Source organism: Ensifer sp. ENS09, assembly GCF_014852425.1.
Classification (GTDB): domain Bacteria; phylum Pseudomonadota; class Alphaproteobacteria; order Rhizobiales; family Rhizobiaceae; genus Ensifer.
Genome location: NZ_JACVBP010000002.1, coordinates 1,038,990 through 1,054,761, shown reverse-complemented (window position 1 = coordinate 1,054,761; position 15,772 = coordinate 1,038,990). Strand labels below are relative to the sequence as shown.

Sequence of the window (15,772 nt, the reverse complement as noted above, 5' to 3'; positions counted from 1 at the left end):
CCCGACGTCTTAGCTCGTCGGGATCAGGCCGAAGAAGCGCTGCAGGAGATCGCCGATCATCATCGACGGCAGCAGGAAGAGCGCGGTCAGCGCCGAAGCAAGCAGCGTCTGGTTGCCGGTCACCATCCGCAACAGCCGGAAGAGCACCGCAACGCTGATGACGAGCAGCGTCAGCCAGATGAAGCTCGTCAGCCCCTGGCTCCCGGGAATGACGACGCGGATCGCTGCCGGTAGCGCCATGGCGTAGGAGAGCGGCACCGAGAGCCAGTTGGTGGTGACGACGATCGGTACCACCGCTCCGGCAAAGCCGAGCGGTCGCGAGAGAATGGCGATCAGCACCAGCGGCAAGAGCCAGCTGACAAGATCGACGACGAGCAGCTTGAAGATGAAGCCGATGCCGATCGTGGTGCCGTCAGGCATGACCGAGAGGTAATAGAGCCGCCAGGACGCCCAGGTGACGGCGATCGCTGGCAGGCACCAGAGCATGGACGTGAACGAACGCCAGAGGCCGCTCTCGCTGAAATCGAGCCAGCGGAAGCCTTCTTCGTTACCCTGCGCCAGGAGCCAGAGCCCCCGGATATAGGCAAGCACCTCATCAAGCAGCGGCATGGCCGAACCAGCTGAAGATGAAGGTTTCATAGATGTTGGTCAGCGTCTCGAGGTCGGCGACGGCGACCCGTTCGTCGACCATGTGCATGGTCTGGCCGACGAGACCGAATTCGACCACCGGGCAGTAGTCCTTGATGAAGCGCGCATCCGACGTGCCGCCGGTTGTCGACAGCTTCGGCTGGCGCCCGGTGACGGCCTCAACCGCGCCGGAGAGCGACGAGATCAGCGCATTGTTGCGCGTGAGGAACACGTGGCTCGGGCGCTCGGCCCAGACGATTTCGTAGCGGACGGGCGCGCGGTCCGGACGCAGGCTGCCGCTTGCCGCTGCACGGTCGAGCCGGGAGATGATCTCCGCCATCAGGCTTTCCGCCGTCCAGGTATCGTTGAAGCGGATGTTGAAGGCAGCCGTCGCCTTGGCCGGAATGACGTTGACGGCGCCGTTGCCGACATCGATCGTCGTCACTTCCAGATTGGAGGGTTGGAAGCTCTCGGTGCCGTTGTCGAACGGCGGGTCCATCAGCGCCTGCGTCAACTGCAGGATGCCGCGCACGGGGCTGTCGGCGAGATGCGGATAGGCCGCATGGCCCTGCACGCCATGAACGGTGATGCGGCCGGACAGCGAACCGCGCCGGCCGATCTTGATCATGTCGCCAAGCTGGTCTGGGTTGGTCGGCTCGCCGACGAGGCACGCATCCCAGCGCTCGCCCTTGTCGGCCGCCCATTGCAGGAGCTTGGTGGTGCCGTTGATCGCCGGTCCCTCTTCGTCGCCGGTGATGAGGAAGGAGACCGAGCCCTTCGGGGTGCCATGCTTTTCGATATGGCGGGCGATTGCCGCGACGAAGCACGCGATGCCGCCCTTCATGTCGACCGCGCCGCGGCCATACATCTCGCCGCCGGCAATGTCGGCAGAAAACGGTCCGTGGCTCCAGGCCGCCTCGTCGCCGACGGGAACGACATCCGTATGGCCGGCGAACATCAGATGCGGGCCTTCGGTTCCGAGCCGCGCGTAGAGGTTTTCGATATCGGGCGTGCCGGCCTCCTTGGCCATCACGCGGTCGACCGCGAAACCGAGCGGCTTCAGCATGGCTTCGAGCGCGGAAAGCGCGCCGCCTTCGGCCGGGGTAACCGAGGGGCAACGGATGAGGGTGGCGAGATTGGCGATCGGATCGGTGGAGGTCATTTAGCGTTATGCCGTCTGCATGGCCATGAGAGGCCTTGGGAATGGAGGTGCTGGTTTATCCGATCGCCAGCAAACTGTCACGCAAGATGGCGACCTGTCGCGCGAGATGGGCGACTGTGGCGCGGGGCGGGGCGCTGTGACGCGGGACGCAAAACGGCGCTGCGCCTGGGCGGAGGCGCAGCGCCGCAGCTTCGACGGGCCGGAGTGATCCGGCCCGCCTGAAGATCGCGAAGGGTAGGAGAAGTCTTATTCTCCGGGCGCCAGATGCGGCGCTTCGATTTGGGCTCCCGTGTGCTTCAGCGGTCGCTCGCCGGCGAGCTTGCGGATCAGCACGTAGAAGACCGGCGTCATGAAGATGCCGAAGGCGGTGACGCCGATCATGCCCGCAAAGACCGCGACACCCATGGCCGAGCGCATTTCCGCGCCGGCGCCGGTGGATATCACCAGGGGAACAACGCCCATGATGAAGGCCATGGAGGTCATCAGGATCGGCCGCAGGCGGAGCCGGCTTGCCTCGATCGCCGCCTTGACCGGCGTGCTGCCCGACAGTTCCAGTTCGCGGGCGAACTCGACGATCAGGATGGCGTTCTTCGCCGATAGCCCGACCAGGACGATCAGACCGATCTGGGTGAAGACGTTGTTGTCGCCTCCGGTCAGCCAGACGCCCACCAGCGCCGCCATGATGCCCATCGGCACGATCAGGATGATCGCGATCGGCAGCGTCAGGCTTTCATACTGGGCAGCCAGCACGAGGTAGACGAGCAGCAGCGCCAGCGGGAAGACCAGGATGCCGGAGTTGCCGGCAAGGATCTGCTGGTAGGTCAGGTCCGTCCATTCGTAGCCGATGCCCGGCGGCAGGGTTTCAGCAGCGATGCGCTCGATGGCAGCCTGCGCCTGGCCGGACGAGAAGCCCGGTGCCGGGCCGCCGTTGATGTCGGCCGACAGGAAGCCGTTGTAGCGGATTGCCCGTTCGGCACCCACCGTCTGCTCGACCTTCAGAAGCGCCGACAGCGGGATCATCTCGCCGGACTGCGAACGCACCTTCAGCTTGCCGATGTCGTCGGCATGGCTGCGGTAGTTGGCATCCGCCTGGATGCGCACGCTGTAGGTGCGGCCGAAGGCGTTGAAGTCGTTGACGTAGAGCGAGCCGAGGTAGATCTGCAGCGTCTCGAAGACGTCGGTGACGGCCACGCCGAGCTGGCGCGCCTTCACGCGGTCAAGGTCGGCATAGAGTTGCGGCACGTTGATCTGGTAGCTCGAATAGAGCCCGGCCAATTCCGGTGCCTGGTAGGCCTTGGCGAGAAAGGCCTTGGCCGCCTCGTCGAGCGCTTGGTAGCCGAGGCCGTTCTTGTCCTCGAGCTGCAGCTTGAAGCCGCCTGTCGTGCCGAGACCCTGGACGGGCGGCGGCGGGAACATGGCGATGAAGGCATCCTGGATGACGCCGAATTCCTGGTTGAGCTGCATGGCGATCGCGCCGCCTGACAACTCAGGCGTCTTGCGTTCCTCGAACGGCTTGAGGGCGACGAAGACGATGCCGGAGTTCGACGAGTTGGTGAAGCCGTTGATCGACAGGCCAGGGAAGGCGATGGCGTTTTCGACGCCCGGATGCTTGAGCGCGATTTCGCTCATGCGCTTGATTACGTCTTCCGAGCGGTCGAGCGTGGCTGCGTCCGGAAGCTGGGCAAAGCCGATCAGGTACTGCTTGTCCTGCGCCGGCACGAAGCCGCCAGGGACCGCGCGAAACAGCGTGAAGGTGACGCCGAGAAGCACCACATAGACGACCATGATCAGCGACTTGCGGGTCAGGATCCGCCCGACGCCGCGGCCATAGGCTTCCGAGCTTGCACCGAAGAAGCGGTTGAAGCCACGGAAGAACCAGCCGAAGAGCCTGTCCATCACCCGCGTCAGCCAGTCCTTCGGCGCGTGGTGGTCCTTCAAGAGAAGGGCGGCCAGTGCCGGGGAAAGCGTCAACGAGTTGAGCGCCGAAATGACGGTCGAGATGGCGATCGTCAGCGCGAACTGGCGGTAGAACTGGCCGGTGAGGCCGGTGATGAAGGCAAGCGGCACGAACACGGCGACGAGCACCAGCGCGATCGCGATGATCGGACCCGAGACTTCCTGCATGGCGCGGTAGGTCGCCTGGACCGGCGACAGGCCCTGCTCGATGTTGCGTTCGACGTTTTCCACCACGACGATCGCGTCGTCGACGACGATGCCGATCGCAAGCACGAGGCCGAAGAGGCTGAGCGCGTTGATAGAGAAGCCGAAGACATACATGACCGCGAAGGTGCCGACGATCGAGACCGGCACGGCGACGAGCGGGATGATCGAGGCGCGCCAGGTCTGCAGGAAGATGATGACGACGAGCACGACCAGCGCGATCGCTTCGAGCAGCGTGTCGACCACCGATTCGATCGAGGCGCGCACGAACTGCGTGGTGTCGTAGACGATGCCGTAGTCGACGCCTGCGGGCATGGTGAGCTTCATCTCGGCCATCGCCTCGCGGACGTCGTCGGAAATCTGGATCGCGTTCGATCCAGGCGCCTGGAAGACGGCCATGCCGACGGCCGGCTTGTTGTCGAGCAACGAACGCAGCGAATAGTCGGAGGCACCCATTTCGACGCGGGCGACGTCACCGAGGCGGGTCACTTCGCCCTGGGCGCCGGACTTGACGACGATGTTCTCGAAATCCTCGGGCGTCTGCAGGCGCCCTTGCGCGTTGACGGAAAGCTGCAGGTCGAGACCGGGGACGGACGGCGAGGCACCGATGACGCCGGCTGCCGCCTGGACGTTCTGGCCGCGCACGGCATTGGCGATATCGCCGGCGGCCAGGCCGCGCTCGGCTGCCTTCTGCGGGTCGATCCAGATGCGCATCGAATAGTCGCCGCCGCCGAAGATCTGCACCTGGCCGACACCTTCGATGCGGGCCAGCCGATCCTTGACGTTGAGCACACCGTAGTTGCGCAGGTAGTTGATGTCGTACTGGCCGTTGGGCGAAAGCAGGTGCACGACCATGGTCAGGTCGGGCGAGCTCTTGACCGTGGTGACGCCGAGGCGGCGCACTTCCTCGGGCAGTCGCGGCTCGGCCTGCGAGACGCGGTTCTGCACGAGCTGTTGCGCCTGGTCCGGGTCGGTGCCGAGCGCGAAGGTGACGGTCAGCGTCATCAGGCCGTCGGCGGTCGCCTGGCTCTGCATGTAGAGCATGTCTTCGACGCCGTTGATCTGCTCTTCAAGCGGTGTCGCCACCGTTTCGGCGATGACCGCGGGGTTTGCACCCGGATATTGCGCGCGCACGACGATCTGGGGCGGGACGACTTCGGGATATTCGGAGATCGGCAGACCGGTCATGCCGATCAGGCCGGCCACGAAGATCAGGACCGACAAGACGCCCGCGAAGACCGGGCGGTCGACGAAGAAGCGTGAGAAGTTCATGGTATCCCCCTTGGGATGCGTTCGGGCAGACCTCCGGCGGGCGCGGCGAAAAAGCTCGCCGCGCAGCCATGTCTGCAGAGTGATGCTTAGGCAGGAGCCTCTTCACACCGGGCGAAGAGGCGCCGGGATTACTTGGCGATCGAAGCGGTCGTTTCCTCGACCTGCTGCGGTGCCACGACGACGCCCGGGCGAACCCGCTGCAGGCCGTTGACGACGATGTTCTCGCCGGACTTCAGGCCGCTTTCGACGATGCGCAGGCCGTCGGAATTCGGCCCCAGCTTCACCTGGCGATACTCGACCTTGTTGTCGGTGCCGACGACGAAGACGAACTTCTTGTCCTGGTCGGAGCCGATGGCGCGGTCGCTGATCACAAGCTTTTCCTCAGGGTCCGGCTCGCCGATGCGGATGCGGACGAACTGTCCGGGGATCAGCCGGCCGTCGGCGTTTTCAAGCGCCGCGCGCACCCGGATCGTGCCGGTTGCCGCATCCACCTCGTTGTTGATGAGCTGGATATGGCCCAAGATCGGCGTGCCGTCGTCGGCGGCGGTGCCGACCTGGACCGGCAGGCGCTCGATCGCGTTGCCGCCGGCCGACGCCGCGAGCCGGGCAAGAGCGGTGGTGACCACTTCTTCGCTGGCGTTGAAGCTCGCATAGATCGGATCGACGGAGACGAGCGTCGTCAGCACCGGCGAAGCCGAGCCGGCAGCAACGAGGTTGCCGGCGGTGACGTCGAGCCGGCCGACGCGGCCGGAGATCGGCGCACGGACCTCGGTATATTGCAGGTCGAGTTCGGCCGTGCGCAGCGCCGCCTTGGCCGAGCGCACCTCGGCCTGGGCTTCGTCATAGGCGCTGGCGCGCTGGTCGACGCTGCTCTGCGGCACGGCGCTGGTGGTCACCAGCTTGCGGCCGCGCTCGAGTTCGATCTTGGCGAGCGACACACGCGCTTCGGCAGCCTCGACCTGGGCCTTCGCCCGCTCGACGGCGGCGGCATAGGGCTCGGGATCGATCGTCACCAGCAGGTCACCCTGCTTGACCAGCGCGCCTTCGCGGAAGTGCGCCTTGAGGATGGCGCCGCCGACGCGCGGGCGAACTTCGACGCGCTCGATCGCTTCCAGACGCCCGGAGAATTCCTCCCAGGTGGTGATGCGCTTGGACTGCGCCCGCGCCACCGAGACCGGCACGGCCGGCGGAGCAGCGGCGGACGCATCGGTCGCGGCGTCGGCCTCGAAATGCTGCGGCAGGCCGAACATGACGGCAGCGCCGCCGCCGACAGACAAAAGGATACTCAGGCCGGCGCCCCAGAGGGCCCGGCGGGTCACTGTCGATGTCATCTTTTCTCTCCTTGCCGGTTGGGAGCCGGCGCTTTGCGTTCGATGCCAGATCGGGGAATGAGCCTCGGAGCGGCCCCGCCTAACGCACCGTCATTTCCGCCGGCTTTGCCCCCGCCTTCTGGAAGAAGCGGGCGAAGATGCCGGTAATTTCTTTCTGCTGTGCTGACCAGCTTTCGCCGGTATCCGCGTTCTGCGGCAACCATCCGGCGCGTCCCGGCAGCACGTGGGACTCCACCGCCACGCCCGCCTTGCGCAGGCGCTCGGCGTAGGCCTCAGCCTCGTCGCGCATCGGACACTGCTCGCTGGTCACGATCAGCGAAGGCACGAGGCCGGCGAGCCGCGTACAGTGAGCCGGCGCGGCGTAAGGGTGGGTGAAGCCACCGTTCTGGCCGAGATAACGCTGCCAGCCGTCGGCGATCGATTGCGCCGAGGACTGGGGACAGTATTGCCGGAACGATGCCGTTGCCAGGCACGGATCCAGCATCGGCGACAGCAGGATCTGGCCCTTGAGATCGGTCAGATACTGGTCTCGCGCCATCAACGCGGCCCCGGCGGCGACATTGCCGCCAGCCTCTTCGCCGGCCACGAACAGCGACGACTTCTTGTGCGCGAACTGCGGGCAGCGCGCGCGCATCGACGACAGCATGGCATAGGCGACGTCAAGCGCCGCGGGAAAGGGATTGAGGCAGGCCGCGGAATATTCCGGAGAGATCACCACCGCTCCGGCTGCCGCGAGTGCCTCGGCGACGCGCTCGCCGGCGGCGATCGTTCCGCCGACGAAGGAGCCGCCATGCAGGTGCAGCACGATCGGCGGCGGATTGAGCAGGGTCTCGCCGCGGTAGACGCGTGCCGTGCACGAGCCTTGGCCCGTCTGCATCGTCTCCACTTTGAACTGCTCGCCCATCTCTCTTGCCTTCGGCCCGAGCCAAACCCACATGTGGCGACATCACGCCACGATGGGAGAATAGCATTGTCTTCTGTCTGGAATAGTCTTTTCAATCTGATTACACTATTCGTATTCTCGAACAATTACGGCTCTTGAAAATGGACCAGCTCACGGCCATGCGCGCGTTTCTCCGGGTCGTCGAAACCGGAAATTTCACCCGCGCTTCCGCTTCGATGAATATGCCCAAGGCGACATTGACCAATCTTATCCAGGGATTGGAGGCGCATCTGCGCACAAAACTTCTGAACCGCACCACCCGCCGGGTGCTGGTGACGCCCGATGGCGCGCTCTACTACGAACGCGCTGCCCGCCTTTTGACCGACCTCGACGAACTCGACGGCAGTCTTTCGAGCGCCCAGACCCTGCCGAAGGGACGGCTCAGGGTGGAGATGGCCAGCGCGATCGCCAACCTGATCGTCATTCCGGCCCTGCCGGAGTTCCACAAGCGCTACCCCGACATCCAGATCGATCTTGGGGTCTCCGACCGGACGGTCGACTATGTGGCGGAGAATGTCGACTGCGCCATTCGTGTCGGCGCGCTCACCGACCAGTCCTTGATCGCGCGCCGCATCACCGAGATGAGTTTCGTCGCCTGCGCAGCCCCCGACTATCTCTCGCGCCACGCGGTCCCGCAGCACCCCTCTGATCTCTCGAAGAACTGCTATGTCGTCGGCTATTTCCGGCCGCAGACCGGGCAGCAGTTGCCGTTCTATTTCAAGCGCGGCAACGAGGAGATCGAGGTGAACGGTCGCTACGCCGTGGCGGCGAATGAGGCCACCACCTATCTTGCGGCGGCGCGCGCCGGCCTCGGCGTCATCCAGGCGCCGCGTTTCATGGTGCGGGACGACCTCGAGACCGGTGCCATGCGGCCGGTGCTGGAGGATTGGGAGGTCGAGCCCATGCCGATCTATCTCGTCTATCCGCCGAACCGGCACCTCAGCAGCCGCCTGCGTGTCTTCGCCGATTGGGTGGTCAAGATCGTCGCCCAGTCGCAACTCGACGCCGCCTGACCATCACGCGCGCTGGCTCGATGCCGTGCATGATCCGCGTTGTGCTGAGCGTCGTGCGCTGGTGCCGAGACGCCTTTCCCGGTCTTCGGCGTAATAAAAAAGACGCCGCGATCCGATCGCAGCGCCTTCTTGATTGGCTTTGGAGTTGCCGTCGCCGGGCTCAGCCCTGGCGGTTCTTGGCATTGCCCTTGGGCTTGGTCTTGGGCTTGAAGCCACCGTCCTTGCCCGCGTCCGGCTTGCCCTTCTTCTTGTTGGCCCAGGGCTTTTCGGCGGCCTTTGCCGGCGGCCGGTCCTCGGTATAGGCCGGCCCTTCGGAATAACCGGGCTTCTTGTCGAACTTGCGCTTCGGCTTGAAGTCGCCGCGGTCGTCGCCACGGGCCGTGTCGTCAGAATAGGGGCGCTTCTTGCCGAAGCCCGCCTTGTCCTTGGAAAAGTTTGGCTTGTCCCTGGAGAAGCTCGGCTTTTCCTGCCGTTGCTGCGAGAGATCCGGCGCGCCGGCGAGCGGCTTCACGCGGATGCCCTTCTCCAGCATCTTGTCCTTGCCGATCGCCGACAGGAACCGTTCGGCGCCATCGGCGGTCATTTCGACGAAGGTTTCTTCCTGCTGCATGCGGATCGCACCGATGTCGCGCTTGGTCAGCTTGCCGTGACGGCAGAGCATCGGGATCAGCCAGCGCGGCTCGGCACTCTGCTTGCGGCCGACGGACAGCGAGAACCAGCTGCCGTCGCTGAAATCCGCGCGCTCGGCGCCGAAATCCTCGCGCGGTCCACGGTCTTCGCGCGGCGCGCGTTCGTCGCGGCGCGGCTTGGCGCCGACGGCGACCTCGATCAGGTCTTCCGGAGCCGACCGGCCTGAACGGAACTGGCGTACGAAGGCGGCGGCCATCTGCTCGGCGCCGTGGCGCTCGAGCAGCGCTGCGACGATCGCCTGCTCGTCTTCGCGGATCGGCTCGGCAAAGCTCGTATCGGCGAGCAGCCGCTCGTCGTCACGTTGGCTGACCTCGTCGGCCGACGGCGGGCGTGCCCAGGTCGCGGTGATCCGGCCGCCGTCGAGCAGGCGCTCGGCCTTGCGGCGCTGGTTGACCGGAACGATCAGGGCGCTGACGCCCTTCTGGCCGGCGCGTCCGGTGCGGCCGCTGCGGTGAAGCAGCGTCTCGGAGTTGGTGGGCAGGTCGGCGTGAATGACCAGTTCCAGGCCCGGAAGGTCGATGCCGCGGGCAGCGACGTCGGTCGCAATGCAGACGCGGGCGCGGCCGTCGCGCATGGCCTGCAGCGCATGGGTGCGTTCGTTCTGGCTGAGCTCGCCCGAAAGCGCCACCACCGAGAAGCCGCGATTGTTGAAGCGGGCGGTCAGATGGTTGACGGCGGCACGCGTCGAACAGAAGACGATGGCGTTGCGGGCTTCGTAGTAGCGCAGCACGTTGATGATCGCGTTTTCGCGGTCGTTCGGCGCGACCGTCAGCGCACGGTATTCGATGTCGACATGCTGCTTCTGTTCGGAAGCGGTGCTGATGCGCACGGCGTCGCGCTGGTAGTTCTTGGCAAGCGTCGCGATCGACTTCGGCACGGTCGCCGAGAACATCAGCGTGCGACGGTCATCCGGAGACTCTTCGAGAATGAATTCGAGGTCTTCGCGGAAGCCGAGGTCGAGCATCTCGTCGGCTTCGTCGAGCACGATGGCGCGCAGCGCGGAGATGTCGAGCGAGTTGCGGCGGATGTGGTCGCAAAGGCGACCGGGCGTGCCGACGACGATGTGGGCGCCGCGCTCCAGGGTGCGCTTCTCGGTGCGCATGTCCATGCCGCCGACGCACGAAGCGATCGTCGCGCCGGTCTCACCGTAGAGCCATTCAAGCTCGCGCTTGACCTGCAGCGCCAGTTCGCGCGTCGGTGCAATTGCGAGCGCCAGGGGGGCACCCGCATGCCCGAAGCGGCGTTCGTCGCCAAGCAGCGTCGGCGCCAGCGCCAGGCCGAAGGCGACGGTCTTGCCGGAGCCGGTCTGCGCCGAAACCAGGGCGTCGCGGCCGGCGAGTTCCGGATCGCGCATCGCCTGTTGAACCGGCGTCAATTCGTTGTAACCGCGTTTTGCCAACGCCTCGGCGATCGCAGGCGCGATCCCTTCGAATTCAGTCATATCTTGTCTTTCGGATATCGGTCGTAGAGCCCAGGACGAATGGATCGTCTCGGCGCCAATTGCCGCGGCCAACACGTCGCGGGCCTGTCATGGCGCGCTACATACGCGCTCGCGCGGTTCTTGTACAGGGGCGAAGGCTTCAGGGGCCGGGTTCGTCGCTGCGCGCGCCGAATTCGTTGGGCCCCTGATCGCCCGGCCAGAGGCAAAGGGCGATGAAGACGACCGGGCTCAAGACCGGGATAAATAGAGTGAGGGAAAGCGGGCCGGGATAGCCGATGTCGTGCAGGCGCTTGATCGCCAGCAGCGCGATGGAGGGTAGCGAGACGAGGCTCGAGACGACGAATGCCAGCGTCCAGAGCGCCAGCACCGTCTCGTTGCCCTCGTTGGCGACCATCCGGGCGACCATGAAGCCGCCGATCAGGAACCAGAACAGCCAGGAGAGAAAGAAGGGCAGGCGGCCGATGCGACCGGAGGGACTGAAGAACAGCCAGGTCATGCTCGGCTGCGGCCCCTCCGGTGTCATCGCAATCAGTCCCGAAGCAGTTCGTTGATGCCGGTCTTCGAGCGGGTCTTCTCGTCGACGCGCTTGACGATGACGGCGCAATAGAGGTTCGGCGCCGGCTGGCCGTTGCCCATGGTCGAGCCCGAAGGCATCGAGCCCGCGACGACGACCGAGTAGGGCGGCACTTCGCCATAGGTCACTTCGCCGGTGGCGCGGTCTACGATCTTGGTCGACTTGCCGATGAAGACGCCCATGCCGAGGACGGAACCTTCGCGCACGATGCAGCCTTCGACGACTTCCGAGCGGGCGCCGATGAAGCAATTGTCCTCGATGATCGTCGGGCCGGCCTGCATCGGCTCCAGCACACCGCCGATGCCGACGCCGCCGGAAAGATGCACGTTCTTGCCGATCTGGGCGCAGGAGCCGACGGTCGCCCAGGTGTCGACCATCGTGCCTTCGCCGACATAGGCGCCGAGATTGACGAAGGAGGGCATCAGGATGGCGTTGGGGGCGATATGGGCCGAACGGCGCACGACGCAGTTCGGAACGGCGCGGAAGCCGGCCTTCTCGAACTCGTTGACGCTCCAGCCGTCGAACTTCGAGGGCACTTTGTCCCACCAGACCGACTGGCCCGGGCCGCCCTTGACGATTTCCATCGGGTTGAGGCGGAAGGAGAGCAGCACGGCCTTCTTCAGCCACTGATTGACCGTCCAGTTACCGTCTTCGCCGCGCTGGGCGACGCGGACCTTGCCGCTGTCGAGCAGGTTCAGCGCCGTCTCGACGGCATCGCGCACCGCGCCGCGGGTTCCGGTGTTGACGGAATCGCGGTCTTCAAAGGCGGCTTCGATCGTCTGCGACAGGGAGGCGAGGTCGTGGTTCGTCATCGGAATTCCTTAAAGTTCGGCGGTTATCCTGCGAAAGCTCTACTGCATAAATCCGAAAATCGGAATCGATTTAAGGACAAAATTATGCAGCAGATCTAGCTGCTGCAGCGACCTTGATATGTCCCAAGCGGCAGCGGCTGCACGACATGATCCTGAAAAGTTGAAGGGCTTTTCAGGTCCCTGGAGTGGCCGGGGCTTGGCAAACTGAGGCGAACACGGCACTACAGCGCCGCGTACCCGTTCGGGATACGCAAAGGCCGCCGCAGCGCGCTGATGCGCGTGCGACCTTCATGACCGAGGATTGAGGATAGGACGCGTCTGGACGAGATGCCGATTGTCCGGAACGCGACGGGAAAGACGAGAATATGGCACGCATGAAGAAGCGCGCTCTGCGCCGCAAAGATGGGGTCTGGGATCCGCTGGCCGACAGCTCGCAGAGCCGGCAACGCGCACAGACCGTTCCGGTCACGCCGCAATCGGCTTCGCCTTCCTATCGCCTCGCCTATATCGACGACGATTTTCTCTGCCGCGAGGAGCTGCGCCCGATCCGGCTGCAACTTGAACTCTTAAAGACCGAAATGATGCTGGAGGAGCGCGGCATCAATTCCACCGTCGTCATGTTCGGCGGCGCCCGCATTCCCGAGCCTGGCGGCAACGCCTGGGCGGCGAAGAACGAGACGCAGCGTAAGAACCTCGAAGCCGCCTCGGTCTATTACGAGGAAGCACGCAAGTTCGCGCGGCTCTGCTCCGAGCATTCGGCCAAGCTGCACTACAAGGAATATGTCGTCGTCACCGGCGGCGGGCCGGGCGTGATGGAGGCGGGCAATCGCGGCGCCGATGATGTCGGCGCGCCATCGATCGGCCTCAACATCGTGTTGCCGCACGAGCAGGCGCCCAATCGCTACGTGACGCCCGAACTGTCGTTCAACTTCCACTATTTCGCGATCCGTAAGATGCATTTCCTGCTGCGGGCGAAGGCCGTCACCGTTTTCCCCGGTGGCTTCGGCACACTGGACGAACTGTTCGAGACGATGACGCTGATGCAGACCGGGCGCCTGGCGCTGGTTCCGCTTATTCTGTTCGGGGAAAAGTTCTGGCGCTCGATCGTCAATTTCGAGGCGCTCGCCGAATTCGGCACGATCGCGCCCAACGATGTCGATCTGGTCCAGTTCGTCGAAACGGCCGATGAAGCCTGGGATATCATTTCCCGCTTCTACGAAACGGTCGACCCGAAGTCCGTTCCGATGGCAAACGGCCGCCGCTGATCGCAGCGGTTCGAACAAGCGCATAGCCCCTCGCGCGGGTTGCAAGGGGCTATGGGCTAGGCAGGAGCCTCTCCACCGGGCGGTGGGGAGAGAGAGAAGAGCTCCCGTCAGATCTCTTTGGTGAAGTCGGCCGCGTCGATGACGCCGTCGCTATTCTTGTCGCGCCGCTTGAACATCGTCTCGGCGGCGCTTGAAACTTCGCTGGCGCTCAGGGAGCCGTTGCCGTCGGTATCGACGCGCTTGAAGGCCTTCGGCTTGAGCCCAGGCAGCATGGCCGGGCGGGCTTCCTTCAGCTTGGCAAGGGCGGTCTCGCGCTCTTCGCCGGTCTTCGCCTTGGCGTCCTTCCAGGCCTTGCGCGCCTCGCGGAAGGCTTCGCGCTTCACCTTCATCTCTTCGGTGCTGATCTGGCCGTCGCCATTGGTGTCGAAGGTTTTGAAGTTGTCGGAGATCCGCGCCTGGAACTCGGTGAGCGAAACCTTCTGGTCCTTGTTGGTGTCGAGCCGCTCAATCATGCGCTGGCCGCGCTGCTCGGGCGTCATCTTATCGCGGGCGGCAAAGGAGGGGGAGGCCATTCCGGTGACGGCGACGGAGAGTGCAGCCACGCCGAGGATCAGGGTCTTGTTCGGCATCATATGTCCTTTCGATCGGTTGTTTCTGATCGCAAGGATAGACGCAGGTGCAGCCGGCACCAGTTAAACTTTGGTAATTTAAGTCATTGGCAGAAAAGGGGTTTTTCGGCGGCGAAATTGTGTCGGGGCGGGCGGGACACCGTCTCTGTGGTCGCCGCCCGTATCCGTTTTTCTAGAGATCCGTGAGGAGACGGCGCAGGAAGCCCGTGAGGTCTTCCGTCACGTAGTCGATCTGTTCGTCGGTGTCGTTCGACTTTTCCCAGGATTCCGCGAAGGTGTATTCGAGGTTCTGCGGCACCAGCAGTACAGTCTTCATGCCCAGCGCTTTCGGCACCAGGAGATTGCGCGGCAGGTCCTCGAACATGACCGCATTGCGGGTATCGACCCGGTGCAGGCTCATGAACTTGTCATAGGTCTCGCCGGCGGGCTTCGGCACGAAATCGGCGGCGACGATGTCGAAGATGTCGTCGAAATGGTCGAGGATGCCGAGTGCCCGGGCCGTCATCTGCGCATGGGCAACACTGCCATTGGTGAAGATGAACTTGCGGCCAGGAAGCGACTTGATGGCCTCGCCGAGCGCCGGGTCGGCCGGAACGATCGAATAGTCGATCGCATGCGCCTGCTCGAGGAACTCGTTCGGATCGATGCCGTGATGGACCATCAGGCCTTTGAGCGTCGTGCCGTGGTCGCGGTAGTAATCCTTCTGCAGCTTCTTGGCGTCGGCCGGCTCCAGCGACAAAAGCTTCGCCACATAGGCCGTCATGTTGCGGTCGATCTGCGCAAACAGGTTGACGTGGTGCGGATAGAGCGTGTTGTCGAGGTCGAACACCCAGTCGGTGACATGGGCGAATTCGGAGCGGGTCGGCAGGCGGTCGAGCTTTTTCATGACCGCCTTATGACACGGCCAACCGTGGCGGCAAACGGGAAAATAGCGATGCGGGGTGCGGGGGGCGTAATGCTCGCGCATAGATTAGCGCTTTGAATTGGCAGTTGTGCGTGGCATCTTCCGGCTCGCGCGGTTTTTGGCTCGGGGACGCGGATGCCAATGTCTGACGAAGTGTTTTATCTGCTCTTTCTGTTCGGATTTTACACGTTCACGGTCGTCACCTATTTCGCGCTCGGCCATGGGATCACATGGCTCAACGAGCGCAACCCCGAGCGAAAGATCCAGAAGGGACGCGGCTCCGACAGACGCCGCAGCGCCGAGATCCGCCAGAGCCTCAAATCGATGTTCAGCGCCTGCCTGCCGCTGACGATCGGGCTTTACGCCCAGCAGAAGGGCTGGGCGCCGGCGCCCTGGACGCTCACCTGGTGGAACGCCCTGCCGCTCTTCGTGCTCAGCATGATCCTCTATGATGCCTGGTTCTATTTCATGCACCGGCTGCTGCACACCAAGTGGCTCTATCCGCTGCATGCCCTGCATCATAAAAGCGTCGCACCAACAATCTGGAGCACCTATTCGGAAGACGTCGTCGACAACTTCCTGCTTCAGAGCTTTTCGGCCGTCGTCGTTTTCGTCGTGCCGTTTCCGCCGCTGGTGCTCGTCGCCCATCGGCTGTTCGAACATTTCAACGGCATGATCGGACATTGCGGCTTTGAATATTTTGCCGCTTCGACTGCGCGCTACCCGTCTCCGCTGCTGTGCACGACGTTCCATGATCAGCACCATTCGGGCTTCAGGTACAATTACGCCAACTACTTCTCCTTCTGGGACCGTGTGCTCGGGACGCTCGCGCCCAATTACGATCAGCGTGTGAAGACCTTCGAGGACGAAGCGCCGCGGATCACGATCAGCGAGGGCACCGAACTCGCAGAGGCGCGGGAACGGGCAGAGTAGCGGTCGGTCCGTTAGG

At 64.3% G+C, this 15,772-nt stretch carries 13 protein-coding genes; 3 read left to right on the top strand and 10 right to left on the bottom strand.

Translation table 11 applies throughout. The features are described 5' to 3' along the window. Positions 1 to 9: 9 nt before the first annotated feature. The 5 genes from IB267_RS13195 to IB267_RS13175 form a co-directional block, all read right to left on the bottom strand. On the bottom strand, positions 10 to 609 hold the full coding sequence (locus IB267_RS13195; protein ID WP_192448000.1) for a hypothetical protein: 600 nt from the start codon (positions 607 to 609) through the stop codon (positions 10 to 12). Then, positions 596 to 1,789, bottom strand: a complete 1,194-nt coding sequence (gene dapE, locus IB267_RS13190; protein ID WP_192447999.1) for a succinyl-diaminopimelate desuccinylase — start codon at positions 1,787 to 1,789, stop codon at positions 596 to 598. The genes IB267_RS13195 and dapE overlap by 14 nt, the downstream gene beginning before the upstream one ends. A gap of 246 nt (positions 1,790 to 2,035) precedes the next feature. Then, positions 2,036 to 5,221: an efflux RND transporter permease subunit gene (locus IB267_RS13185; protein WP_192447998.1), complete on the bottom strand. Its 3,186-nt coding sequence runs from the start codon at positions 5,219 to 5,221 to the stop codon at positions 2,036 to 2,038. Positions 5,222 to 5,349: 128 nt separating this feature from the next. Further along, positions 5,350 to 6,552 carry an efflux RND transporter periplasmic adaptor subunit gene (locus IB267_RS13180; RefSeq protein WP_192447997.1) on the bottom strand — a complete coding sequence of 401 codons (1,203 nt, stop codon included), beginning with the start codon at positions 6,550 to 6,552 and terminating at the stop codon, positions 5,350 to 5,352. A 79-nt stretch (positions 6,553 to 6,631) separates the two neighbouring features. Then, the gene (locus IB267_RS13175; protein WP_192447996.1) at positions 6,632 to 7,456 is read right to left on the bottom strand and encodes an alpha/beta hydrolase fold domain-containing protein; all 825 of its coding nucleotides are present in this window, start codon (positions 7,454 to 7,456) and stop codon (positions 6,632 to 6,634) included. A 140-nt stretch (positions 7,457 to 7,596) separates the two neighbouring features. Between IB267_RS13175 and IB267_RS13170 the strand changes: the two genes are divergently transcribed. After that, a complete protein-coding gene (locus IB267_RS13170) occupies positions 7,597 to 8,508 on the top strand; it encodes a LysR family transcriptional regulator (RefSeq protein WP_192447995.1) in 912 nt (303 codons plus the stop codon). Between the two features lie 160 nt (positions 8,509 to 8,668). On the opposite strand, the gene IB267_RS13165 is transcribed toward IB267_RS13170, so the two are convergent. The 3 genes from IB267_RS13165 to dapD all read right to left on the bottom strand — a co-directional run bounded on the left by IB267_RS13165 (position 8,669) and on the right by dapD (position 12,025). Beyond that, positions 8,669 to 10,639, bottom strand: a complete 1,971-nt coding sequence (locus IB267_RS13165) for a DEAD/DEAH box helicase (protein ID WP_192447994.1) — start codon at positions 10,637 to 10,639, stop codon at positions 8,669 to 8,671. 139 nt (positions 10,640 to 10,778) lie between these two features. Continuing rightward, complete coding sequence (locus tag IB267_RS13160) at positions 10,779 to 11,162, bottom strand: DUF805 domain-containing protein (RefSeq protein ID WP_113536592.1); 384 nt, start codon at positions 11,160 to 11,162, stop codon at positions 10,779 to 10,781. A gap of 5 nt (positions 11,163 to 11,167) precedes the next feature. Next, entirely contained in the window at positions 11,168 to 12,025 is an 858-nt protein-coding gene (gene dapD, locus IB267_RS13155) for a 2,3,4,5-tetrahydropyridine-2,6-dicarboxylate N-succinyltransferase (RefSeq protein WP_192447993.1), read from the bottom strand. Between the two features lie 365 nt (positions 12,026 to 12,390). Between dapD and IB267_RS13150 the strand changes: the two genes are divergently transcribed. After that, positions 12,391 to 13,290 (top strand): LOG family protein, encoded by a 900-nt coding sequence (locus tag IB267_RS13150; RefSeq protein WP_192447992.1) that lies wholly within the window; start codon positions 12,391 to 12,393, stop codon positions 13,288 to 13,290. 107 nt (positions 13,291 to 13,397) lie between these two features. Here IB267_RS13150 and IB267_RS13145 read toward each other — a convergent pair whose 3' ends face one another. Together IB267_RS13145 and IB267_RS13140 are read right to left on the bottom strand one after the other, a co-directional pair. Continuing rightward, positions 13,398 to 13,919, bottom strand: coding sequence for an EF-hand domain-containing protein (locus IB267_RS13145; protein WP_192447991.1), 522 nt, complete (start codon positions 13,917 to 13,919; stop codon positions 13,398 to 13,400). Between the two features lie 172 nt (positions 13,920 to 14,091). Further along, positions 14,092 to 14,805, bottom strand: coding sequence for a pyrimidine 5'-nucleotidase (locus IB267_RS13140; RefSeq protein WP_043616820.1), 714 nt, complete (start codon positions 14,803 to 14,805; stop codon positions 14,092 to 14,094). A gap of 159 nt (positions 14,806 to 14,964) precedes the next feature. Between IB267_RS13140 and IB267_RS13135 the strand changes: the two genes are divergently transcribed. Continuing rightward, on the top strand, positions 14,965 to 15,756 hold the full coding sequence (locus IB267_RS13135) for a sterol desaturase family protein (RefSeq protein ID WP_192447990.1): 792 nt from the start codon (positions 14,965 to 14,967) through the stop codon (positions 15,754 to 15,756). The last annotated feature ends 16 nt before the right edge of the window (positions 15,757 to 15,772 follow it).